We start from the raw sequence: 24,457 nt of genomic DNA on the forward strand, positions 1-24,457 counted from the left end.
GGTTAGATTATAGCGTTAATGAGTGGAATAGCTAGGCAGCCAAGCCTTTCTTATTTTTCTTGACTACTTTTTCTGGCTTAGGAACCTCCGGCTTTTCACCATCTGTGCTTTGTTTATTAGATGGCTTATTCTCCTTTTGAACCCCCTCTGACTGTGTTTGGCCCTGCTCCTTACTTTCGGAAAGGGCTGGCTTAGATTTAAAAGAAAGGCTTTCCGGTTTCATCTGTGTGTTATACACCTTTAAAACCCCGTACCTAGGATTGGCTTCCAGATACATCTTCTCTCTTGTATCATCCTTATTGATATAATTAACGCTCTGGCGGTTGCCGCGCTTTAAGGAGGAAATCAACTCACTTTTATAGGTTTCACTGAGGAGTTCCTTAACAGGATATTTTCCCAGTTCCTTTTCCAGATCAAAAGGTTTTGTAAATACTGCCGGATAATTTCCGTTTGTATCTGCATTCTTGAAGTCCAGGTACTGCCAGGAATCAAATTTGACGCTGTTGCGTTCGTCTGCCTTATCCACCTTTAAAAACTCCTTATTTACCGAGCGGCCTTGCAGGAGGTTAAAGGCTTCCTTAAAGGTAATGGTGCTATTGATCCATTCCTTTTTATCTTCCTTCGGTGTTTCCCCCTTTTCAACCACATAGCTTTGTGGGCTGCGCACCTTGAAATTTTGGGTAATGGACTTTCCGTCCTCAGATTTGACAGTCATATCGTAACTGTTAAAAAAATAGTTGCCTTTGTCCGATTTCCTGAAGACCGGCATTGCTACAGCGGTATCGTTACCGTACTTTTTCTCCAGTAATAAGGTGAACGTTTCCTGTCCCTCACTGATCTTACTCAGCAAATCCTCTTTGGGGATCTCTCCCATACCTGTTTTCTGTAATTGCCTTTCCAGGTACTCTACATTCTGCTCATTCATAACCTTAGCTTTTAAATTAACATTGAAATAATAATCTGACATAATTTGTGGGATATCAAAAGATATGGAACGGCTCTGCTCCTGGCCTTTAAATACTTCTATTTTCTCCTGAAGCTGGAGTAATTTCTCCAGGACAGGCTGGATCGTAGCCATTGCATAATAATGTGTACTGGGTCCATTACTGTAATCATGCCCAAATGCATCAAAGTCGTCCCTGTAAGTTGCCATACCTTCCTTGGAAAATTGTGGCCCATCATGATAAAGCACCACTTCATGTCCATTAACCATAGCTTCCTGAAGCAGGCTAACCAATCCATCTATATCGCCGGTATTGATTTTCATTACATAATTGTTTTAGCGCCAACAATGATCTTGTTTTGCACCTTAAGCGATAAATGCCTGCCACCACCGGCTTCCATCAGTTCTATAAAAAGCAGTTTCTTATCAGGGATCGTGAACTTGGGCAAAGCGATCACAAAATTTTGTCTGGATTGCCCCCTGATAATTTCGGTATTGCCTGCGACCTGTACAGGGCTTAACTCAATTTCCTGCGATGCCGTACGTTTTGATTTTTTCTTATCACGGATATAAAAGCGGATCGCATCCACACCGTAATCCACATTGGAATTATTGGCAAGGGAGAACTGGAAATATAATTTGTCATCCTTGATGTAAACACCATCCATCCCAATAGCAACATCATACTTTTCATCTGAAATGCCTTTCAGTATTGGTTTCTTAGTACTGATCTGCTCGGTCAGGTCACTTACCCTGGCTTCGTTATCGCTCCGGTAACTAAACAGCGCATCTGATTTTGGGTAGTTTATATTGCTGCCGATCTTAATCGTAAGTATCAAAGGGTTGTCAGTATAACTTAGCATAAAAGAATATAACTTGCCATCTGCCGTTACTACGGTAAGGTTGGTTTCTGCAAAGCCCTGCCTGGCAGCCTTGATCTGCAAAATATTCTCTACCCCTTTTGCAATCTGGGCGAGTACACCCTTGCTTCCCTTATCTACACTCTTAATCGGATAAGGGAACAACAAATTAGTGGTCTTGTCAAAGGTGATCTGTAGTGGTAAAGCAGCTATAGCAGCCTGTTGCACACCACCAACAAGGTTCTGGGCCATCAGCGGGCCACCTGAAATTAAAAGGATCATCAGCGATATCCATCCTGCACAAATCTTTCTCATCATCGTCTGTTTTAAATTATTAATTGAATTATTGGTTCTCCATTTTTTGTTTTTCGTCACGCAGTAATACCCTGTAACCTGCTTTTACCGTTACTTTGATCAGTTTTACCTTTTTACTGAACAGCGATTTTGCGGCTTCCACGCCCGCGCCTGCTGCCTGTATCCCGATATTATCGCTCATACTTCCAAAGCCGATATCCTGTATGGCCCGTTCCGTGGACGCTTTGGCAACATCCCTGGCAATAGCGCCCGGAACGTAGATGCCCTCCATCCCATCGATATCTACCACAGAAAGCTCGACGGGGAAAAGCGATTTTAAATATTTTACGCCTGTAACCTTTACGACGAGGCGTTCGCCGCTTAGCGAGGCCGTTCCATAGATGAAATTATCTTTAGGGATAAGTTTACCATTGATATAGACATCATCCAGGAGCCTGAGTTTTACCGTAGAACCATTTACGATCACCTGCGTTTCATGCACCACGGCATCAATGGCATTTTGTGCATCACTACCTTTATCTTCATCCAGGGAATAGAATCCGTTATCACTGGTAGCAATAGCAGATGTCACCTTTTTATCGAGGATGGAGATTACCTCTCGTTTCATTCCCGATGAAACGGCAAAAACCTGGTTGCGCCTGGCCTCCGATGTCTTTCTGATTTTTTCCTGCACCCTTTCCGGATGTTGGATATCCAATACCTTTTCAAGCATACTATTGAGCTGCCGGGTCTCAGGGTCTTCCTGTGTACTGCCGGATTGCATCTGTTGCATCATAGCCTCCAGTCTTTTTACAGCCTCACCATCCAAAGCGCCCATGACATTTGTTGTTTTATTATCCTGGGTAGGTAATGGGCTTGGCTGATTCATTGCTTGATTGAGCTGAGCAAGCCTTTGTAAGACCCTTGCTTCATTGGGGTCATTGTATCCGGCTCCCGTATAAGGCGAGGTATTGAGGCCCTGCACCGGTTGTGGCTGATAAGCTGAAACGTAAGGACTGTTAGGTAAATAGGCACCTGGCAAATTACCGGATTGGTAATTGGGGTCATTTTGGGATTGCTGGCCAATCCGTACGGAATCTTTTGAAGCCCGGTCATAATAGCTCATCTTATCAAGGCCCTTATCATCCTTTAGGTTCGCATCGGGAAGTATATTATTAATACCTTTCTTGTTTGATGCCTCCGCTTTGGCCTGTTCTACCTTCCCGCCACCCATCGCCCAAAATATCAGGGTCAAAAATGGGATGACAATAATGGGCAGTACGGTCAGGAACTTTTTCTGCCTTTCCTTCTTTAAATTGCTGGCTTGATTTTCCATAATCGTTGTTTTAAAATGGTTCGTTGTTAAATAAATCCGCTTGTTTCACCTGCATCCAGGCATCCTTTATCCTTTTAAGGCAGATAGCTATATAATCCACCCGTTTTCCCATGTGAAAAGACCTGTCATTTTTTTCAATGCCGATAAAGTGCCGTCCTTCCAGTATTGCAGCTACCGGAAAACTGCCACTACCACAGGCATTATCCAGTACAAGACCACCGGGACAGGTAAATGTCCGGATCAGCCACCTGCCCAATGAAACAGGCTTTTGGGTGGGATGATAGACGCCATCGGTGTCTGATGCAACACTTGTATATACCCAGTCTGCAATGTCCTCCTCTTCAAAACACAGCACATCCGTTGGGTATCTTTTACCGTCGGTATTTTTAACCGGGAACTCCTTGAAATTGCCATAGCTTCCTGATGCATTATCTTGCCGGATACCTTTGTCATATGGTATTCCCTCGGTTTTTTGTGGTTGATATAAAGGCTGTTTGTTATAAAAAATACAGATATCCTCATGTCGGCGTAACGGTTGTTTATTAGCATTCAGAAAGTTCCCTGCCTTTGATTTAATCCATACAATCTTATACTTAAACCAGGCAAGGTTGCTCATGATGAGCCTTGCAGTAAATGCATGTTGTCCAGTTAATGCTATCACACCACGTGGCTTAATGACCCTCTTATAATGCCCCCACAACCTTTTCATGTCAATGATAGTATCCCAACGGTTATTGGTTACCCCATAAGGAAGGTCACAGAGGATCAGGTCAACACTGGCATCTTCTATACGCTCCATTACTTCCAGGCAATCCCCTTCAATTATCCGATCCCATAATTCCGTTTTCCGATCCCCCTTCCTGTTAATTTCCATCATATATCCCTCCTGTCATCTCAATACTGTCCATCAATCCTGGCCTTGTTTTCAGGAAGCTATCTATTTGTTGCTTCCCTTCTTTAGTGGTGTTTAAGCTATCCATCCAATGCCGGAATAAATGAATCCTGTTTCTAACAGGGTCTTCATTTAGCTTTGACGGAGGCCTATGTCTATGTTGCGTTATGATCGCAGGCATAGTGGATTGCGTTTCCACAACGATACTACTGTGCCAGTTCCTTATGCTTTTTACGATGGTATATCCGCAGGCAAAAAACATAAGCGTTAGATAAGTGCAGAGCACAATAGCCTTCGTCTTCATGGAAAGCCTGGCCGAAAGCCTTTCCATGGCCTTTACCCAACGGTGCTGTGCTTTATTGATAGCCCCTGCTATACCACGGGCTACTTTATCACTTACCGCAGCAAGCCCACTGCTTTTGTTTCTTTTAAAAAATCCCATCCCTATCTGTTTTTAATACTTAAATCATTGTTTTCTAAAGTATGCCAACCTTCGATCAGGAAACCATGTGAGTTGTTCTCACTCCTGGGGACATTTCTTAAAAAGCCTTCTGTTATCAAACTCCGCATGGTAACGGTGGTGGCCCTTGTGATCTCCTGCCTGCCAAAAAAGCGGAAGGCAAAGGGATAAACATCGGTGTTTACAATAATGCTATCTGTGGTGATGGATTGGCTGACATTACCGGAAATGATATTGCTGTAATAGTTCTGTTCCTTCAGGTTATCGTACTGCCTTTTTGCAGTCTCATCGGCCAGGTAGAGCGCTTTTGTAATGGTGGCCTGTATGAGCTTATCATCCGGCGCCAAAGTGAAAAAACACTGATGGAAGGTGCTGATGTGATCCTTCGCTTCTATAGGGATATTGTCCTTTCGCTCTGAGGCATAAGCCTCCAGGGCCTTACCGTTTGCCAGCACGTAAACTTTGGCCTGCATCACTTTAATGATTGTATAGCTATTGTAGATGCAATAGCCGCAAACTAATGTGTATGCTGCTATAACGGCAATGGTAAATGACCTGATCTGGCGGAAGGCCGTATCTATGTTTTTTGTTTTAGTAAACATACTGCTGCTGTTTAAGAGGTTTTACCATCACTATTATCTTTACCATTATTGCCGGATAACTTACTGGCCATATAGGCTGAAGTCCCGCCAATGCCCCTGCCGACGGCTCCGCTTAACCCACTGCCTCCGTCTTTTCCGGAATAGCCCTCATTAAAGTTCTTTTTAAGGTCACCTATATTGGAAACACCCTGTGCCATCCTTCCTGTAGCCATGCTTGTACTGCTGCTCAGCATACTGGTTACCTTTTGTCCCATGGCACCGCCACCGCCGGAATTGACAATAAAGCCGGCAACGGAAGGCACCGTGAAATAACCCACAATGGCAATGATCATGAAAATGAGATAGCCTGTATCCGAAGGGCTGAAAAAAGTATCGCCATGCTGGGCAATCTGGCTGTTATCGATATGGAGCATGTTTTCCTGGATCGTGCCGATGATTGAGCCGAAGATATTGGCCACAGGCAACCATAAATAGATGTTCAGGTATTTGGCAAGCCATGCTGTGAGTGTATGCTGGAAGCCATCAAAGACGGCAATACCAAAGACCAGCGGGCCAAGGATCGCAAGGACAATCAATTGGAAAGTCCTCAGCGTATTGATACACAGTGCCGCTGCCTCATAAAGCACATTGAGTACTTCGCTCATCCACTGCTTGACGCTATTGCGGAAATTGTAAGATGCCTTTGCCATCGCAAAAGAGATGTCGCTGCCCAGCCCTGCCAGGAAACCCTCGTCGGGTGCAGGGTCTGTATCCTTTAAGCCCTGGGTATATTTCAGCCATTTGTCCTTATCGCCGCTACCGGTCTGGCCAACATACATTTGGTAAATAGCGCTTTGCTTTACCAGCCTTTCTTTTTCCGCTAGCAGGAGTTCGATGGCCTTGTTGGAATCTTCCATCATCGCCGCTGTTCCGGTAACGGTGGGCTTCATTACCCCATTGATCATTGCAATCACCATTGGGAAATTTAGGATACAGAAGCCCAGCACAAATGGCCGGAACAAGGGATAGAAATCCACCGGCTCAGCATTGGCAATATGGCGCCATATCCTGGAAGCAATATAAAACAGGGCTGCAAAGCCTGCTATGCCACTACCTACACCAATAAGTTTATCGCATTTGGGCATCATCTCATTGTACAACTGCTCCAACACGCTTTGCATGCTTTTAATATTTTTTGCCATGCCCTGTGCCTGACCTGATAAGGGCAATACCATCCCCACTATCATCCATAGGATGATTCCTCTCCACTTGCTCATATGTTGTTTTATTTATGGTAGGTTATACAATTGCTTGCTACGTTCTATTTCCTGTTTCTCCCTGTAACGCTGGCTGGTCAGTAGCGATGTGTTGTTGTTAAAGCTTCTTAGGAAGCTGAGCTGATCTTCCATTTCATCATAGATACCATCAATGGCTTTGAGCCTTTCGTCATCGTTCATCTCCAGCTTGCCGGAGGTAATGACATTGGCCAGTTCATCGAGGTTACGCAGGCTTTGGTTCAGCAGGTTACTATATACATTACCTATATAAGCTATTTCACTCGTGTTAAGCAGGTTGCTCCCCTTGAATCTTGAATAAGCATTTTTATATTCTTTGATAAGCACGATCTGGTATTCAATGATGCGGCCTACCTTATAGTACTTTTTGACCGTAGGGCTTGCTTCCATAAGCCCATCAATAAAAAGCTTGTGCATACTGAAATTACCTTCAGACAGGTCTTTGATGGTTTTGTATCCCTTGCTTAATACCGTGTATCCTTTCTTCATATCGCTGAGGATCTGTTTGAACTGGGTCAGTTTTTCAACATTTAACAGCAGCTGGATGGCTTCATCACTTTGTGCCCGGACATTTAAAGTCCCGAAACCCAATAGGAACAGGAGCATTGCAAAAATTATCTTTTTCATATCCCTTTATTTAATGGCGTTTAAAATGCCCATGTCCTGCAATTCTTCATAATCCCTGTACCTGCTGCGGACAAGTGCAAGGGCATTGTTGCTGAACGATAAAGCGAACTCATATTTATCTGCCATGTCTTCGTACATGGCGTTTATCCTTTGCAGCCGCTCGTCATCTTTGAGCGAAAAATTACCATCCTCCGTAATGAGCCTGAGTGAAGAGATCGTGTCATCGCTTTGTGCTACAAGCCGCCCGAGTACACTTTCACAATAACTGCCTTCACTAAGGGTAAGCATTTTGCTGTCCCTGAGTTGCCGGAGCGTCTTATCCCGCAAGGCTGTTATTTTATCCTGTAGGTAAAAGCACTTTTTTATACGGCTGTACTTTTTGATTTCCGGATTTACGGCAGTGAGTGATCCAAAGTATGTTTTGTGTAGGTTGAAATCCCCGTCTTTGATATCACCTATGAGGTTCAACCCATCTTTTCCAATCTCATAGCCCTTTTTGGCATACCCTATATAGACCTGCAATGCAGCTATCTGTTGGATCAGGTACTGGCGTTGTGTTTTTTTCTGGCGGAACCATTCCCCGAAAGTCTGTGCCTGTGCCCCAATTGCAAGGGAAGCAAGGAACAATAATGTGATCATTCGTTTCATAATTATTAAATTTTGTTGTTACTGTATACCGTAAAGTTTCCTGACCATGTCCACTTCCTGCTGTGACTTTGAGCGCTGCAAGCTCAGCATGGAATTATCGGCATTGAAAGCCCTTAGGTCGATATAGTTCTGTTGCACCTTTAGGGCAGCGCCAGCTATCATCTCCAATCGTTTGGCGTCAGTCATTTGTGTACGGAATGAATTAATGACCAGGTAGAGTTCCTCCATATTATCCACACTATGTTCCAATATGCCGCTATAGACCTTTCCGATGTATTCGATTTCAGATGGGGTAAAATGCTTGTCGCTCCTGACCAGTGCCCATGCCCTTTGATATTCGCTGACAATAAGTTTCTGTTTTTCTACCACCTCCCGAATCCTTTGGTAATAGCTGATCACAGCCTTTACCTTTTTTAAATCCTCGAAATAGGTTTTGTATAAGTCTTTCTGCTTCTCGGTCCATTCGCTGATTTCAGTTAGCTTCAGTTTGGATAGTGCATTTTCAAGGACTTTCTGTGCGTTCTGCAACCAGATGACCTTATTTTGTTGCCGCTGGATTTGCAGGTCAACCGCGCGGATCACTTTTTTTATACCGGCCTTTATGATTTCCAGTATGGGTATCTGGGCATGTGTCTGTTTTACAGGTGCCAGCATAACCAGCATCATTATTACAATCATGATTCGCTTTTTCATTTTACCTCCTCTTTATTTTTAGCGTTACTTTCCTTTGTCATGGCCGCAATTCCGGCTTCCATACTTCCATACCGCTCTGCGTATTCAGCAACCCTTACCCGTTCCTTGCCCTCTGTGGTGAAGGCGTAATATTCTTCGGGGCATAACTCGTTCTTATATACCTTTTGTACCTGACCGCCGAGGTCAATGAAGATTTCACGGTCATCTTTGTTGACAGAAAGCAGTATGGTCTTGGCTTTCTCGGAAAGTCCCAATGTGTCCTGAAGCTTATCAAACTTGTTGATGAACTTTTTCATGTCCATCAGGATTTTAATATCTGCATTATTAATAATGGCATCTTTGATAATTGGTGAGCTGATCAGATCATCTAGTTCCTGCGTGATAACGATAGGCACGCCATTGAATTTTCGGATCGTCTTAAAGGCATACTTTAAAAAGGCTGCCATGCCACTTTTTGCAATGGCAGACCATGCCTCATCAATCGCCAGCACCTTACGGGTGCCTTTTAACTTGCGCATTTTGGAGATAAAGAGTTCCATGATAATGAGCGTCACCACCGGGAACAAAATGGGATGGTCTTTGATGTTATCGAGTTCAAAAACCACAAACTGCTGACCCAATAAGTCAAGCTTTTCCGTAGCATTGAGCAGGTAATCGAACTCTCCACCTCTATAATAAGGACGCAGCACGTATAAAAAGTTGTCGACATCAAAATCCTTGTCTTTTACTTTATGGTGCTTTAAAACACCAACGTAAATCGTTTCCAGGTACTCATAAAAGGTATTGAAGCAGGCGAAAACGTTTTTATTCTGATCAAGGTATTCATAGTAACCACTCATGGCGTTGGAAAGTGCGACATATTCACTGCGGTTGAAATTCTCATTCTCCTGTTTCCAGAGCGTTACAAGTAAGCTTTTCAGGCTTTCTTTCTTTTCGGTATCGAGCTCCTGGCCTTCAGGCAAAAAGAAAGGATTGAATTTTATAGGGTTTGATTCCTCGTAAGTAAAATAATAGCCACCTACGAGTTCAACTAAGCTCTTGTAGCTTCCTCCAATATCAACTGTCAGGCAATGGGCGCTTTGCCTGTAAAGGGTATGAAGTATGTGGTTTACCGTCATCGACTTGCCACCACCGCTGGTACCACAAACAAGTGTTCCCATATTACTGGTTACTCCGCTATCACGTGGACGGTCAAAGAGATCCACATAAATGGGTCTTGATGAAAGCCGGTCGCAGAACCTGATACCCTGGTGTGGAAGCACACTTAGTGGTTCACCTTCGAGGTTCAGAAAACAGGTAGCTTGTTCCAGAAAGGTATCGAAGGTATCATTGATAGGAAAATCCGCTGCGTTGCCCGGAATCCCTGCCCAGAATATCTGTGCGGCTCCTGCCGTTTCTTCCTTTGCCACGGCATCCATCTGGGCAAGTGCTGAACTGACTTTGTTTTTCAGCTCTTTTAATTCGCTTTTATCTTCTGACCAGAGCAGCACATTAAAATGCGCTTTTACCGGAAGCCGCTGTTCGCTGATCGTTTCATTTAAAAAATCATTGACCGCATCACGCGAAATTGCATTTTCCCTGCTATAAGCAGAGAGTGATTGCAGCCTGAGCTTTTTGCTTTCGAGTTTCTTGATGGTCTGACGCTCATCTTCGATAAAGATATATTGGTTATAAAGATGGTCGCAGTCCAGGAGTTGGCCGAGTGAACTGGCAAATCCCATGCTGAACTTGGTCCTGTCGGTACTGAATTTTTCATAGTTGATCCTGCTCCCACAAAGTGCCGGAAGATCCGTGACATCAGCTAACGTGTATAACTGGCATTGCTTTGATCCAACGGTAATGCTATCCCTAAACTCTATGTCACTAACCGATAAACCTTTTGCTTGCGCTGCAAGGTTGCAATAATGTTCAATAACCCCTTTGCTGCGATGCCCACTGCCAAGTCCGCTGTCCAATATCCGCTCCAACTTTACGAGGCCAGAGTCTTCCAATATTTTTTTGAACTGCCCGCAACTGTCTATAAACCGTTGCAACATATCTGCCTTAATAGTCTGTTCCGGTACAATACTTTTTCGAAGCAGGTTGGAAAATAAAGAACTGCTTAGTTTTCGGCCATCAGGCTTCTTAGTCAGGTAGATATAACAACTATGTTCCAGGTAAACACGGCCCTTAAAATACTGTCCTGATGCGGCGGCCAAAAAATTGGTGTCTTCTTCTTTGGTAGGTTCATATTGCTTTTTCGCAAACCAATCCTGTTTGTGAAACACCGTATGTTTGGGCAGTAACTTGATGGCCTTTACCCATGCCTGGTGAAAGGACTCGTATTCATGATCCGATAAGGTAAAAATCTCCGGCAGCGTTGCTTTGTAGGCAACCGTTATATCGCCCTGTTTACTTAAAATACAGTTATGCTCTATGCCCAGTATGGGCATAATATCATCTATCCACTTTTCCATGCGCAAAATCCTTTTAAGATGAATTCAATTACATTTTTTTTCCTTTTCTTTTTTTAGGGGTCTCTTCTTTTACTTCCGGCTTTTTTGATAATCTTTCCTTATTTTCCTCAATAAGCTTCGGGATATAGGTATCAGCCCAATCCACTCTTTTAGCAATAAAATGCGACTGGATATTATTTTGCCGGACAAACTCCCTTTGCTCCCGCTCATATTTTCTGGCGAAACCGACAGGATCTAGTTTATGTTCCAGTGGAATTTCAATAAGGACTATATCTTTGGGAATGGACGTGATCTTATCATAGTCCAACTGTTCTATCTGGAAAGTTGCAGGGTTATACGGAAAAACGTAACACTCCTCAAATGGGGATCTATGCTCTTCCAACTCACTGAACGTAATTCCAAGGGTAGAAAAGTCATCTTTTGGCCGGATACAGTCCATGGGTAGGTCTACATAAAAAGTGTGGCCTTCAATCTCTATTGTGGTCAGCCTCCCTGAAAGCCTTGCTTCAAGAACCTCCTGATTGACCATAATATCAAAATCTGTTTTGTTTTCCAGTTCGGCTACTGTCTTATTGTAAACCATTGCCATCCCTTCCGGGTCAAGGCTTACAAATTGCGGGATACGGATATCGATAAGATCAGGATAACCAGGAAAGGGTATATTTTTGCTCACCTTGTCGTATTCAAATTCGTAATGTGTCACTTTATCATCCATCTCAAAAATGGAGATGGTATTCACATCCTTACCCAGTTCCCTCAGTTCCTTTTTAGCTACATCCACCAAAAAGGTAGTTCCTTCTATTTCTATTGTTGGTAATTGCCTTTCCATCTTTCGTTTTTTAATAGATAAATATTTTCCTGCTGTTACATTTGACCAGCCTGGGTATGCTCCGTTTTGCAATCGCCTTCATCATGCCATACTCCCCGTATTTATTGCTGAGTGCATATACCTTGACCATAAGTCCGCTGGCTGCAATAGCAATAATGATCACACATAAAATGGATGGCAACCCGATGATGTACATTGTGGCATATACCATGAGCAGTAGTAGAATGCCTGCGCCCAGATACCAGATGTATTGCGCGCGCAGCCCCTTAAACTCAATGCTGCGGTTAATGCCTTTGTTGATTTGATATACACTGTTTGCCATAATATTACATTCTTAGTTTTCTGCTCCTAACCGGATTCATAGCCCTTTCTTCCGTTTCCTTGTTCTGATAAAGCGGCCTTATATTGCTGTGCGTTTGCTGATGCGCATCAATATGACTAACCAGCAACAGGTTTTCAACTTTGGTGACCACGCCATCCACTTGATCTTGTTCCACACTATCTTTCGGTTGCCGTTCTGCCAACTGCCTTTCCTGAATTTTACTATTGATTTCTTTTTCCAGAAGCGATAGCGTGCTTTTGAGCTTTAGCAAATCCTCTTCTTGTTGAAAGGGCTTTTCCAGGATTTTTTCCATTAGGGGGATTTCTTTCTTTAGCTCAATCAATTCCTTTTGGTGTCTTTGCTCGAGTTGACCTACCATATCAATAGCACTCAGAAAATACCTGGCGGCGAGTTTTGGATTATCTGTATTAGGATAGCCGCCATTATAGGTGTAATGAATACCATCTTCGCTACGCCTTGCAAAAAATGAATTGCAAGCTATAGCTATGTTATCCCTATTGGTTTCCGATTTTGGTACCAGGAAAAGTTCATATCCATATAAGCTCCCAATATGCCTGTTGTCGGTACTTTGATAAGCAGTCTGATGAAGGTCAATAAGATATTTACCCAATACTTCCGTGTCAGCATGCTTACAGCCACTCAGTTGTAGGGGATTGGATTTAATGCCATCCTTTTCATGCTTCAGTACCCTTTGATAGTGGGAGTTGTCCTCCCGTAGCTTACCTAAAATAGCTTCTTTACGCTCACAACTAAGAATCATTTTTTCAAGGCTGAATCTGCCATTACTGATTTCACGGAAATGGGCTTTTTTCAGATTTTCAAGTACGGCCAATTTCTTTTCCACCTTACTCTTTTCCAGCAGCGAAGTATCACCGGAAAGGATAGCGATATATTCGCTGAAATTCATGCCGCTTTTTTCATCTATTGACCCTTCATCAATGGTCCTGATATGGAGTTCATTGTTTTTCATCTGGGAGATAAAGAGCTGTTTATTCTTCAGCAAATTGAACTTGTAATTATCCAGGCTTTGTTCCACAGCATAGATATAGCTCTTAATCTTGTTGTTAAAATGCGCTTTAGCCACCCAGTTTCCTTTACGTGCGCCCCGTCCATTGCGCTGTTCCAGCTCCGATGGTTTCCAGGGGATATCGATATGGTGCATGGCCACCATGCGTTGCTGTACATTAAGGCCGGTGCCTGCTTTTTCCGTACTGCCCAATAGGATACGGATCTGGCCGCTATTCATTTTATTAAATAGCTTTGCTCTTTTGACGCCAACCCAGTCATTGTCATGAATGAAAGTGATCTCATGGGCAGGGATATTAAAATCCTTTACCAGCTTTTCCTTGAGGGCATCGTAAAGATTGAATACACCGGCTTTTGGTGTCCCGATATCGGAGAAGATAATCTGCGTACCCTTTTGCTCATGGCTCTTCTCATACCACTCCGCTACTTTTCTGGCGCAAACATTTACCTTATGGTTTGGGTGGTCTTCGTATAGAACCGGATCAATCAGCCGCATGTCGGCAGACATCTTTTTGGCATAATTGGTGGCGATAAGCATCCTTGCCTTATCCTCACTGGCACTAAGCGCTGGCCGCCCGATAAAATGGGCATTTCCTGTTTTCGCAAAGGCCATCAAGCACTTGATATATTCCTGCTGATCCCCTGTGGGCTTGATACTCACTAGCTCTTCGTCCAGTTCCGGTTTATCGAGATGGATATGCTGAGCGGTTTTATAATCCGTAATCTCATTATAAAACATCGCGAGTTCGGGAACCTTAATAAAATGACGGAACCTTTCTTTGGCAATGATCTCATTGGTAACACTGAATTCAAAATCAGTCGTCTTGCGGGCATACACTGCAGCCCAGCCATCAAAATTTTCAATACCCTGACGCTTCATCTCCTTTGGGCGCAGGTATTTGAATATGAGATACAACTCCGTAAGGCTATTGGATATGGGTGTGCCGGATAAGAAAGTAGCACACAGGTCGGCATCGAATTTCTGTTGCAGTGTACGGATAGCAAAAAGCATATTGAGCGATTTCTGGCTGCCCTCTGTATTGCCCAGGCCGGATACACGGCCATGACGGGTGGTAAAAGTCAGGTTCTTAAATTTATGGGATTCATCAATGAAAAGATGATCAATACCCATTTCACGGAAATCGATGCCCTCATCCTTACTTTTTTCTATCCGGGCTTCTATCCCTTTGAGTTTCCCAGTAAGGTTATTTTTCCGGATCTCTAATCCTTTGAGCATTGACTTTGAAATATCATCACCCAATGAGCGGAGCGTTTCGAGATCCTGGTCTACACAGTCCAGTTCTGCCTGCAAGATGGCTTGTTGCACTTCCGGTGCCTGTGGTATTTTGATAAACTGATCATGGGTCAGGATCACGCAATCCCAATTATTGCTTTTGATTTCATGGAAAAGGCGTAGCCTTTTCGCTGGTTCGTAATCACTGTCATCCGGTGCCAGTATCCTTGCCTTGGGGTAGGCTAGTTTATAGGTATCCCTGATCTCGCTGGCATTGGATTTCAGCGCAAGGATCATTGGCTTACGCACGATATCCAAGCGCTTCATCTCCTGTGCGGCAATAATCATGGTAAGCGTTTTTCCAAGTCCTACTTCATGATCGATCAGGCCACCACGGTTTTCAATGATACGCCATGCTGCATTTTTTTGTGAGCTGTACAGGTCTTCAATACCAAGGGCAGCCTTGTTCAGCCCTGGAAAGCTCAGATGACTACCATCATACTCCCGCAACCGGTAACAGTTAAAAGTGTCATTGTATAAAAGTTCCAGTGCCTTTCTTTCGGCTGAAGGAAGTTCTGTTAACCAGATCAGGAAGGCCCCTCTTATGTTTTCAATTTTCTGGTGAGCAAGTTGGGTGGCGTCATTATCCGGAATCCGGACGGTCTGACCACCTATCTGTGTCTCATAAGTAAAGAAAGGTGAAGTGTTTTCAAGTGCATGTTCGAGCAAAGTATAGCCATAAGTATTCTTCCCGCTTTTAGGCCGTATGGCGTATTCCTGGTCTACTTTAGCATTGCTGCCCTTTATCGTTACCTTGAAGGTATCAAGTGAGCTAAGAAAACTAACAGTAGTTTCCAGGTCAAAGAGCTGTTTGCCAAATTTCTCATAGTAAGATACCGGTATCCACCGTTCGCCAAGGTTGAAGTCCAATAGCTCAAATGGAATTTTTTCAGGTTGTATTTTTTCTAGTGCATCTATGCTTCGTTGATATTGTGTGTTATTAGCTTCATCCTGAACCTTTGATAAACTACGTGCCAGTTTATCCACCACATTACCACTCAAAAAGGCATCGGCAGTTTCCCATTTGTCGGTAATGGGATTGAGATAAATATGTTCACCTAGTTCTGCAATACATTGCTGTTGGTTCTTTTCAATAATGCCCGCAATGAAATTTATGTCTACAAAGCCTTTCATGTTCAGGCAATGGGCAAGTGCCTCTATTGCCTTATCAGTCTTAAATGCTTCTTCTGCAAGATTTAGGTTAAGGGAGAAAATATCTGATTTTACGTATTGTTCCAGATCCCGGCGTTCCAGTGAAGAAAGTACATTTAATCCAAATGCAACATCGGCCATGATCAGCTTTTTGTTCTTTGGGCTATTGAACTGTCCGTACGCAGCTGTCAGCGTATCATATTGTTCATTCAACTCATTTCTGAGCGTAGCATTAGAAAGTTGTAACGGATCACTCGCCTCCGCATGGAAGAGTTCCAGATAAAGATCCCTTACCTGCGTATAACCCTTGTAAAAATCAAGGTCATTTTGCGATACCAACGGATCAAACAATGGATGCTGCTTTGCCCTGTCTTCATAAGTAATCAGCCCAACCATGCCATCCTGGGTAACGAGCGTATCCAGCCTGTAAAATGGTTTCATTTCGCTGTAAGGAGAAAGTCCATCTACCTTTAGGCCAAAGGCGCTTTCAAGGCTCAAATCACCTTCGAAGAAATAAGCATGGTCATACTCCTTAAGCTTTTCTCCCAGCGCTTTTTGGTGCTGACTTAATTGATATGCATCCATCCAAAAAGCAGGCGCTTCAATCTCCTGGAGGTTGGAGATCAGTTTATAGGCGAACCGGTTGCCCTTTGTAAGCTTTGCAGTAAGCAGTAAAATACTTTCATGACCCGGTGCTTCTTTGGTTTTAATGGTGCTAATGATCCTCACCGTTTGCTTTTGGATCAGCGCTGTATCTCTATCGGTGAGATAAGAATGGGCGCGGTTGATACTTTCAGCCGGCGCGACATCAAATAAGCCAAGTTGAACCGTAACATCTATAGGCCTGGTTTCGGGAAGCGGCAGTAGCGTTAGTTTTTGCTCCTTTGTGGTCTTTGTTGGTATCGGATCAAATGATATTTGTGCAAAGGCTTCCTTATTAAAATCATGTTGTAGCCTTAGGGATAATGCTCTGCTTAATGGGACAGCGATTTGATCCATGCCACCCTCCTGCCAGATAACCTCTGTAGCCTGGCCATATTGGTTGGTACCCGCTTTTATAACATTACCTATAATGAAATCATGCTCCCGCAAAGCAATCATACTACTCACCGTATAGCTTCCGTATTCGTTTCTTTTTGCTGTTGTCTCCAGCAAAAAGTTTTCATAAGATTTGATTTCAGCCTTACTGCTGTTTTTTTGAAGCACAAGTAAGTGACAGGGCGCTTCTGTATTGCCGGTATCCTTCATTAAGTTATCGGGCAGTACGTGCAGGCTGACAAAATCAGCACGTTCTAACAGATACTTGACCGCCTCTTTGTTGGAAGCATTGTTCAGGAAGGCCGAAGTAGTAATATAGGCCAACATGCCGCCATCAGCAAGCTTTTCAAGTCCTTTGGCAAAAAAGTAATTATGGATCTTGCCTGATAATTCCTTCTGGGGGAAAGCCGGATCATACACCGTAAAATTGCCGAATGGGATATTACTTACAATCAGGTCATATTGCCCGTGGTCATCATTAGTAGACTCCTCAAAGCCGCACACCTGGACACTTGTAAGTTTTTTTTCACCGGCTGCAATTGCTTGTAATACTTTGCCTGTCAACAAATCTTTTTCAACGGCTGTTACCAGTTCCAGTGTTGGAAAAGCTTTGTAAGCTTCTGTAATAAATATACCTGCCCCTGCTGATGGTTCATAGATCCGTTTGGGATAAATACCATTTTCAGCAAGTGATTGATATAACGTTTGTGGGATTACTTCCGGCGTATAAAAAGAAGTCAATGCACTGTTTTTCATGGAGGCGATTACCTGGCCGTATTGTATGTCATCAAAATGCTCCTTTAATAACTGATGCAATGAAATGACATCATCATAGAGCCTGAAATCTGCGGCTATAGCACCTTGTGCTGTCCACTCCTCTTTTGAACCATTGCCAAGCAGTACAGCCTTAATTCCCCCAAATCCGGAATACAAACGGAGTTCAGCCAGTGCTGTATCGCTTAATACATCCCCTTGCTTGAAGACAAGGGCAATGCGGATCGCTGCTATGTTGTCCCTTAGTTTATGTAGTGTATTGTATGCCATTGTCCCGTCTTTTCCTGCTGCACTGTTTCTGTAATGGATTAATTAAGGTATTCGTGAATCTTTGCGATCACTGCGTATTTCAAGAAGCGGTCATCTTCATTGTCTTCGCTAAAGGAGAAGGTCTCAAAGATGTCTTTGCATGCTTCAATAAGGTTGATGCATTCGTAAGTCAGTACACCAGCTGTACTGAACGCCTGATAGGAATCCAAGAAATCTGATTCCAATAGCTCTTTGATGTAGTTAAACTTTGAAGGACGTAGCGATGCAGTCATTTCCTTCAATGCAAGTTCCTCGATGATGTAAGAAGGTTTTCCTTCTTCTAACAGGTGTAGTACCAGTGGCATAACGGCACTAACCTTATCTTCGAGGTATGCACTGACCGATAAGCCTGCCTGTAATTCGTTCAGCACCTCCGGGTTGTTGACCGTGATATAGGCCTGTAGTTTTTCTTTTAATACTGTCTGCATGACCATTTCTGTTTAAACATTAAAGAATGCCTTGATAATCGTGGCTACCAACACTAAAAAAATACAGCTGCCAAACCAGGCGCTTGCTACTTTACTAGTATCGGGATCACCGGAGTTCCATTTCTGGTAGACCTTGATGGCACCAATGAGTCCCACTAGCGCACCAACAGCATACATCAGGTTTACCCCGTTTGCAAAATAGCCCCGTACCTGTGTATTGGCAGATTGTATCCCGGCATTGCCATCTTGTGCTAGTGTCGTTGCAGCTATCATGGTCAGCACCACGGCTACCAGCGTATTCTTCATTTTTATATGGGAGCATTTATTCATCCCTCTCTTCACTTTTTCCATCTCACGTTGATTTATACTTCCCTTTTAAAAAAAAATACCGGAAGGCGGAATCTTCATCACATTCCAAACCCAACTTTCCGCCCCCGGTATTCCTATTGCTGTCGGCTTTCCTCTATCCGTCCTCTCGTCCTGTCCACCTGGCTACGGCAGCAATTACTAAGCGGGGCAAGCCTGCTGCTACAAACCCAAACCATATCACCATCTCCCAATGGCAGGCCGCCCCGCAGTATCTTTATTTCTTGTTACTGCCTGATAAACCGTTCTACGATCCGGTCACGATAATTGACCTTAAAGTGGAAATTGAAATGATCCAGCAGGATATCGTTAGCCAGACCGCTGGCCACCCATTTCATCGTTTTCTCAAAATTGTTTTCTGAGTATCTTATAAAGCCCGGCCACGCTGGAAATGTGTTTGCACTGAAAGGGATGAGCGGGAAGCCCGGAATGAATAGGTGGCCTTTGCAACAGGCTTCCATAATCATATAATCGGCGTAGGTAATGCTCAGCCAGCCTGCAAAACGGGTATGCTTCAGCATTTTTACCCTGACACCTGTACTGGCATAGAAGATATAACCCACCCGCCATCTGTGGTATTGCAGTTTTACCTGCCGGCCATTATGTTCCGGAAAATCCATGCCATTGTCGCCGCCATAAATATCGCCGCCGACCTGTCCCCACCAGTTGGGCATGAATTTGGAGGGGTAGCTACAGATAGGAATTTTTGAAGATCCCCCCTGCACATCCTCTCCAACCTCGCTCCAGCGCGGTATCGGAATAATAGAAAAGGAGCTCAGATGCATCTTGCTTCCGCTGATCCTTTCCGGGGCTATCCCTTTGATCAGCTCTGTGGCATACCTTGCAGGTACGGCAAAGGCTTCGCCATTTTTCTGCCCAGGCTTGAAACTGTATACCGTATCGGCAATCTGTATGTATCCATCCTTGCTAAGCACCGTTGCAAACCAGCTATCGGGACAATCCAATATTTTGTTGGTACTGATCAGCGAATCCACTGTGGGTGCAGTCCGCTTTTCCGAACTGTCCGCATCCGTCTGTTCATAAAACTTGCGCAGTGATACGAAATCCTTTTTGGTAAAAGTGCTTTCCCATTTGGCTAACGCCTCAGGGCTTTGGTACTGTTCATGCAGGATCTTCATCGTGTTATTAAACTGCTCCTGTGATTTAAACTCCAGCCAGCTATTGCTGACCTGTGGACTGGAAACGGTTATGTCCAGTGGCCTGCTATTCATTTCTTTGTCTGTGGTCATTTGTTCCATGCCCTCAGTTCGTTTACAGGCGTATAAAAGCCCGATTGCCGTTAGTGCCAGAATTGACACGCCTACATAAAATTTTCTCTTCATGGTTATTGGTAAAAATTTATTGAATTGGGTACTCTTTTTTTTGCAGGTTCGTATCATCTCCTGCCTGAGGTCGGGCCCTACAGCTTTTCCCATGCTGCTTCCAGCTCTTGCTCGCTGAAAACCACCCCGCAGATACTTTCTCCGTGTTGGATGATGTAATTATTTAAGGCCATCCTGAAGGCAGGCTGATGTAACCCATCATAGTTTGCCAGTCTTTCGCTGAGCTGCCCAAGCAGTTCAGCCTTGCTGGCGGTTTTGCCTGCCTTCTCCAGGATGTCATGCCTTATGTCTTTTACTACGTTTTCCAATTGGTCGAAAGAAGAAAAATGCTCCGCCCCTTCCGAATCATTGTCATCATCCTTTTGGTTATGCCGTTTTAAAAAGTTCCTGATTTCTGTGCGGTAGAAAATAGACCCGATCATGATATAATAGATCAGGACTGAAAGGAGGATTACGGTTAGGTAAGTTTTCCAGGTAATGGCTTCTAACATTGCTTGCTGTTTTTAAGGTTTAAACTCCGGGAGCGTTTATCCTCCCCTGATTACAGAAGCAAAAGTGCAGTGCCGCAAAAGCCTTTTTTCACAAGTTCACCCAAGCTTGGGTAAATATATTTTCTGTTAAATTTTCCGGAGTTGGGGGCGTAAAAAAACCACATAAGGACAAAGCTCATGTGGTTTTAATACTGTTGGGAGCATTTAAAGGGTATAATTGACACCTGTTATAAGGAAATCCTTTTAATATTTATCCCAATTTTACCCAAGCTTGGGTTTTTTAGATGTTGCTATTATTTTGATCCTTTTTACTTATCAACGCTCTCTTCCATATAAATAAGCAGGAAGTCCTTTAGCCCATCAAGGTAAGGGGTCGATTTTTTCTTCCGGAGCAGCAGGTCAAGGTAGGTTCGGTAGAAATTACCCAATTGCACATTAAATGTAAATTCCAGGCCCGTAACAATCTGCTTGATACTGGCTTTGCCAAAGTTGACAGAACCTTTTGCATAGATAGCATAAGCCAGTTCGATCAGCGCAGCCTTAGAATCAGACCATACCAGCCCCAGCTCCTTAGCCTCTGTGCTATTAGGCAGGTTTGAATTGGCTGTATTGAATTCGGAATTAAGCAGGTAGTCCCTTAACTGTTCATAGGCTAAAAGTTTTGCAAGTGTCGTAGAATAAGGCGTAGAGAAATCCAGGTCAAGGTCTATGGTGGATATGGGTTGCAGGGGCAGCCGCTCACTTTGCCTTAGGAAAAAATCATCGTCATACCTGTTGGAACCGGTTTGATGGTAATTGTAGAGGTATCGGTTCTTATCAAAATAGGATTGAATGCGTTTCATAACTTCAGAAAGGTAACCTTTGGTGGCCTTTTCATTGCCAAAAGGCTTGGAAGCTTCATAGTAGAACAGCTCCTGATAGTAGATCAGCTCCTTTTGGAACAAAGGTTTGATTTCCTTGAAGAATTTAATCTCCTGCTCCTTTCCTTTAAAGCTTTGAGGGGTTATGGTATCCTTTAATTCCTTAACGGTAGCATCTGCAAGGTAAAAGGATCTTTCTGCCATTTGCAATGGATTTTCTGATTCTATTGCGATTACTTGCAGCTCGTTGTGCATCCGCGACAATAGGTCTTTACTTAACTTCTCCATAGTTTGATGTTTATTGGTTTCCAGGTGTCAATTCAAAAGGATTGCTTTTGGCTGGCTTAAGTGAGCAAACCAAAAGATAAACGGGCAAAACAAATGGTGATTTATTTATAAGCAAGATATGTAAAATGCGTCTACCTGATCCTAAACCGGGTTGAGCCTTAATACAAGTTTTTGTTTTTGTTAGGAGTTCTTTGTGTTTTTGAGCAGTGAACATGCCCTTGAAAAGAGTGGGAGTTGAAATGGAGGACGTGTCCGGCGCCCAGAATGTTCCAGGCAGTTTCTTAATTGTAATCATGTGAAGGCTTTGTTTAAGGATGATAAATGTTTACTGATTTTACAGTGCTTGCAAATTTATCTTCCGACAAAGCATTCCAGATAGCTGTAGGTGTTTTAATTGCTGAGTCCACGGTTTTGACCGATGAATCCTCCAAAAAGAAAATTGAATGCCCGAAGAAGCCTTCCCGTTTCCAGGCATTTTCTTTAACCAATAGCCCCTTTGGGGAATGAGGCTATCCATAGTAATTGGTAGTCCCGAATTTATACGGAAATGGAGATACGGTTATGGCAGGTTCTGGTTCATTGTTATATCAATGCTATGTCAACTTGTAAATAAATTCTTCTATTTCCAACTGTCGTGCATTTGCAAAACCTTTGTCTCTACCAATTTTTATAAAGCCACATTTTTCTAAAACTTTTTGCGAACCTACATTGTCAAACGCAACCCGTCCCAAAATAGGTCTTATGTTTTCCAGGGTCAGAAAGTTTTTAAGCGCTGTAGATGCAATTCCTTTACCCCAATGCTTTTTGTCAATCCAATATGTAATTTCATTATCTCCTTCCATTAAAAATCTGGATACACTTCCAACAATTGTATTGTTCATTTTTATTGTCTTCATATTTATGGTTGGGTCAGCTAAAATTTTAGCATACTTTTCAATATAGGCAGCTTTATCGTTTGGGTCTTTAGCTGTAAAAGCAGCTAAATAATTTGCTTCTTTATCAAGCTGAAATTGAAACAGTGTATCTAAATCATATTTTTCAGTTTCAGTCAAAGTGATATTGTACTGTAATGGTGTATTTCCGTCTTGTTCCATATTTTAGGATTTATTAGCATTAGGTTTTTAAATGTGGGTTCCATCATAAAGTTCTCAAATTAATGGATGCTTACACAAATAAAATACGCGTTCTAAATATTTAGATACTGACTTACCTATCCATCCATGCCTTAAATGCCTGCACACGGTCTTCGCTTACGGAAACGGAATCAAGCGTGGTTCCATTTTCATCTATATGTTTGGGTTCTACAATAAGCTCCAGCATCTTTCCTTTCCCTGGCCTGAAGGATACGCAGGATTTAAAGCTCACTATCATTTGCCTGTTGATCCGGAAAAACTGGTTTTGGTCTAAGAGTTCTTCTACCTCTTTTAAGGTCTGGGGGATAACAAAGGCATCATTAATGCTTTGTTCATAGGTGCGCAGATAATAACAGCCGCTGGCCCTGTAGAAGCTGCATATCTCTTCAATCCTTACAGGGATACTGCGTAAGGTGGTATTGACGATAAAGATTTCCCTTTTATTATTTTCTGTTTCCGGTGCATACCTGGTATCCTGTCCGGTACTGCCATTTTCCGGCAAAGGTTCTTGAAGGGCTTGGACAGGGAACTGTTGTTTGTAATGCTCCAGTTCCAATTCGGCTATATGCTGTTTGTAATAAAAATAACGGGCGATGCAATAAAGGTTAAAAAACAGGATCAGGAAAATAACCAACCTGAACTCCGTATTCATAAAGTTAGTCTTTAGTACATTGATGCGCGCACCAAACCAAAAATAAGCTACGATAAAGATGAATTCCGCAAAAAGCGGAAGGGCTACGCCCAGCAGGAACTGGAACAAGCTGCGTTCCGGGACTGTTTGCCTGTTCCATCCCAGGCGCTTGTCAAGCCTGAAGCTGACAGCACTGATCCAGGTTACAAGTAGTAATGCAACCAGCACGCTAAAGGCCATTTCAAAGTAATAGTTTTTGTTGATCAGCAACTTTAAAAGATTATAATCGGTGCCATTTACAACGATATAATGAGCGGCAATAATAGCCAGGAAAATGCGGAGGAGTTTTTCAAAATTTTTATGCGGCCTTACTGGGCCGGAAGTAACTGTTTCCATAGGTAGGTGGATCGGAAGGTATTTGGTTAGCAATAAGAACTTTAATGCTAACAATATATTAATAATAATTAATATATTGTTGATTGAGGAATGGCCTTGCCGGCAATGAAAGCCTTTTTTATCCTATTGTTTAATTATTGATCTAACCCTTTCACAAACATGAAACAACCCTTCACACCTATTGGACTGCTCGAAAAACAGAATGAACTTTACCTCCTATCAGACGAGGACTTGCTGACTGAGGCACAGGCTTTGGCTACAGATATCAAAACTTTTATGGATGCCCATTTTATTTTTACAATCAGTCAGGCAACATATTTGAATGATCTTTCCGAACGTGCAGCTTTTAGCCTTGGCTGCCAGATTGCAGCAGTATTAAATATCAGGGGCAGCATAACGATGGATGACCTCCCACTAAATCCCATGGGTAGGCCGAAGCAGTTGTCCTCTGATGAAGATGGGGAAATCATCCACCAGGGCGGGCTATCGCCTGTTCTTTCCGGCAATGCATCTATCCACCTTTCCTGGACTTTGCTTTAGGGCAAAAGGATATTCCAAATTTTAAAAAATTAGACAAAAGACTACTTCCCTTGCCGGTTATATTACCTGCAAGGGATTTTTAATTAAAACCTTGATTTAATCCGCATTGCATTTGTGTTAAATTATGATTA

At 43.1% G+C, this 24,457-nt stretch carries 23 protein-coding genes; 1 reads left to right on the forward strand and 22 read right to left on the reverse strand.

The annotated features are described in order from the left end of the window. Positions 1 to 31 precede the first annotated feature (31 nt). From P0Y49_13895 to P0Y49_14000, 22 genes are all read right to left on the reverse strand, one after another. Entirely contained in the window at positions 32 to 1,267 is a 1,236-nt protein-coding gene (locus tag P0Y49_13895; protein ID WEK17891.1) for a hypothetical protein, read from the reverse strand. Continuing rightward, positions 1,267 to 2,121, reverse strand: coding sequence for a conjugative transposon protein TraN (traN, locus tag P0Y49_13900; protein WEK17892.1), 855 nt, complete (start codon positions 2,119 to 2,121; stop codon positions 1,267 to 1,269). Before traN ends, P0Y49_13895 begins: the two co-directional genes overlap by 1 nt. A gap of 25 nt (positions 2,122 to 2,146) precedes the next feature. Continuing rightward, on the reverse strand, positions 2,147 to 3,433 hold the full coding sequence (traM, locus tag P0Y49_13905) for a conjugative transposon protein TraM (GenBank protein WEK17893.1): 1,287 nt from the start codon (positions 3,431 to 3,433) through the stop codon (positions 2,147 to 2,149). A gap of 10 nt (positions 3,434 to 3,443) precedes the next feature. Further along, the gene (locus P0Y49_13910) at positions 3,444 to 4,310 is read right to left on the reverse strand and encodes a site-specific DNA-methyltransferase (GenBank protein ID WEK17894.1); all 867 of its coding nucleotides are present in this window, start codon (positions 4,308 to 4,310) and stop codon (positions 3,444 to 3,446) included. After that, entirely contained in the window at positions 4,297 to 4,767 is a 471-nt protein-coding gene (locus P0Y49_13915; protein ID WEK17895.1) for a hypothetical protein, read from the reverse strand. Before P0Y49_13915 ends, P0Y49_13910 begins: the two co-directional genes overlap by 14 nt. 2 nt (positions 4,768 to 4,769) lie before the next feature. Next, positions 4,770 to 5,387 (reverse strand): conjugative transposon protein TraK, encoded by a 618-nt coding sequence (gene traK, locus P0Y49_13920; GenBank protein ID WEK17896.1) that lies wholly within the window; start codon positions 5,385 to 5,387, stop codon positions 4,770 to 4,772. Between the two features lie 11 nt (positions 5,388 to 5,398). After that, the gene (gene traJ, locus P0Y49_13925; GenBank protein WEK17897.1) at positions 5,399 to 6,643 is read right to left on the reverse strand and encodes a conjugative transposon protein TraJ; all 1,245 of its coding nucleotides are present in this window, start codon (positions 6,641 to 6,643) and stop codon (positions 5,399 to 5,401) included. A gap of 12 nt (positions 6,644 to 6,655) precedes the next feature. Continuing rightward, positions 6,656 to 7,288, reverse strand: coding sequence for a TerB family tellurite resistance protein (locus tag P0Y49_13930; GenBank protein WEK17898.1), 633 nt, complete (start codon positions 7,286 to 7,288; stop codon positions 6,656 to 6,658). Between the two features lie 6 nt (positions 7,289 to 7,294). Next, positions 7,295 to 7,936 (reverse strand): hypothetical protein, encoded by a 642-nt coding sequence (locus tag P0Y49_13935; protein ID WEK17899.1) that lies wholly within the window; start codon positions 7,934 to 7,936, stop codon positions 7,295 to 7,297. Positions 7,937 to 7,954: 18 nt separating this feature from the next. Continuing rightward, positions 7,955 to 8,629, reverse strand: coding sequence for a conjugal transfer protein TraI (locus P0Y49_13940; protein ID WEK17900.1), 675 nt, complete (start codon positions 8,627 to 8,629; stop codon positions 7,955 to 7,957). Beyond that, positions 8,626 to 11,085, reverse strand: a complete 2,460-nt coding sequence (locus tag P0Y49_13945; GenBank protein ID WEK17901.1) for a TraG family conjugative transposon ATPase — start codon at positions 11,083 to 11,085, stop codon at positions 8,626 to 8,628. The genes P0Y49_13940 and P0Y49_13945 overlap by 4 nt, the downstream gene beginning before the upstream one ends. 28 nt (positions 11,086 to 11,113) lie before the next feature. Beyond that, positions 11,114 to 11,914, reverse strand: coding sequence for a hypothetical protein (locus tag P0Y49_13950; protein WEK17902.1), 801 nt, complete (start codon positions 11,912 to 11,914; stop codon positions 11,114 to 11,116). Positions 11,915 to 11,924: 10 nt separating this feature from the next. After that, positions 11,925 to 12,236: a DUF4133 domain-containing protein gene (locus tag P0Y49_13955; GenBank protein WEK17903.1), complete on the reverse strand. Its 312-nt coding sequence runs from the start codon at positions 12,234 to 12,236 to the stop codon at positions 11,925 to 11,927. 4 nt (positions 12,237 to 12,240) lie between these two features. Further along, entirely contained in the window at positions 12,241 to 17,811 is a 5,571-nt protein-coding gene (locus P0Y49_13960) for a helicase-related protein (GenBank protein WEK17904.1), read from the reverse strand. 38 nt (positions 17,812 to 17,849) lie between these two features. After that, entirely contained in the window at positions 17,850 to 18,284 is a 435-nt protein-coding gene (locus P0Y49_13965) for a hypothetical protein (protein WEK17905.1), read from the reverse strand. Between the two features lie 6 nt (positions 18,285 to 18,290). Beyond that, positions 18,291 to 18,584 carry a DUF4134 domain-containing protein gene (locus P0Y49_13970; protein WEK21797.1) on the reverse strand — a complete coding sequence of 98 codons (294 nt, stop codon included), beginning with the start codon at positions 18,582 to 18,584 and terminating at the stop codon, positions 18,291 to 18,293. A 287-nt stretch (positions 18,585 to 18,871) separates the two neighbouring features. Then, a complete protein-coding gene (locus tag P0Y49_13975; protein ID WEK17906.1) occupies positions 18,872 to 20,080 on the reverse strand; it encodes a hypothetical protein in 1,209 nt (402 codons plus the stop codon). Then, positions 20,065 to 20,478, reverse strand: coding sequence for a hypothetical protein (locus P0Y49_13980; protein ID WEK17907.1), 414 nt, complete (start codon positions 20,476 to 20,478; stop codon positions 20,065 to 20,067). Before P0Y49_13980 ends, P0Y49_13975 begins: the two co-directional genes overlap by 16 nt. 308 nt (positions 20,479 to 20,786) lie before the next feature. After that, entirely contained in the window at positions 20,787 to 21,626 is an 840-nt protein-coding gene (locus P0Y49_13985; GenBank protein ID WEK17908.1) for an RteC domain-containing protein, read from the reverse strand. A 10-nt stretch (positions 21,627 to 21,636) separates the two neighbouring features. Beyond that, the gene (locus P0Y49_13990; protein ID WEK17909.1) at positions 21,637 to 21,921 is read right to left on the reverse strand and encodes a hypothetical protein; all 285 of its coding nucleotides are present in this window, start codon (positions 21,919 to 21,921) and stop codon (positions 21,637 to 21,639) included. Positions 21,922 to 22,219: 298 nt separating this feature from the next. After that, on the reverse strand, positions 22,220 to 22,720 hold the full coding sequence (locus P0Y49_13995) for a GNAT family N-acetyltransferase (GenBank protein ID WEK17910.1): 501 nt from the start codon (positions 22,718 to 22,720) through the stop codon (positions 22,220 to 22,222). Positions 22,721 to 22,832: 112 nt separating this feature from the next. Beyond that, positions 22,833 to 23,786, reverse strand: a complete 954-nt coding sequence (locus tag P0Y49_14000) for a LytTR family DNA-binding domain-containing protein (GenBank protein ID WEK17911.1) — start codon at positions 23,784 to 23,786, stop codon at positions 22,833 to 22,835. A 159-nt stretch (positions 23,787 to 23,945) separates the two neighbouring features. On the opposite strand from P0Y49_14000, the gene P0Y49_14005 reads away from it, so the two are divergent. Further along, on the forward strand, positions 23,946 to 24,326 hold the full coding sequence (locus P0Y49_14005; GenBank protein ID WEK17912.1) for a hypothetical protein: 381 nt from the start codon (positions 23,946 to 23,948) through the stop codon (positions 24,324 to 24,326). Positions 24,327 to 24,457 lie beyond the last annotated feature (131 nt).

It is taken from the genome of Candidatus Pedobacter colombiensis (assembly GCA_029202485.1).
Lineage (GTDB): Bacteria > Bacteroidota > Bacteroidia > Sphingobacteriales > Sphingobacteriaceae > Pedobacter > Pedobacter colombiensis.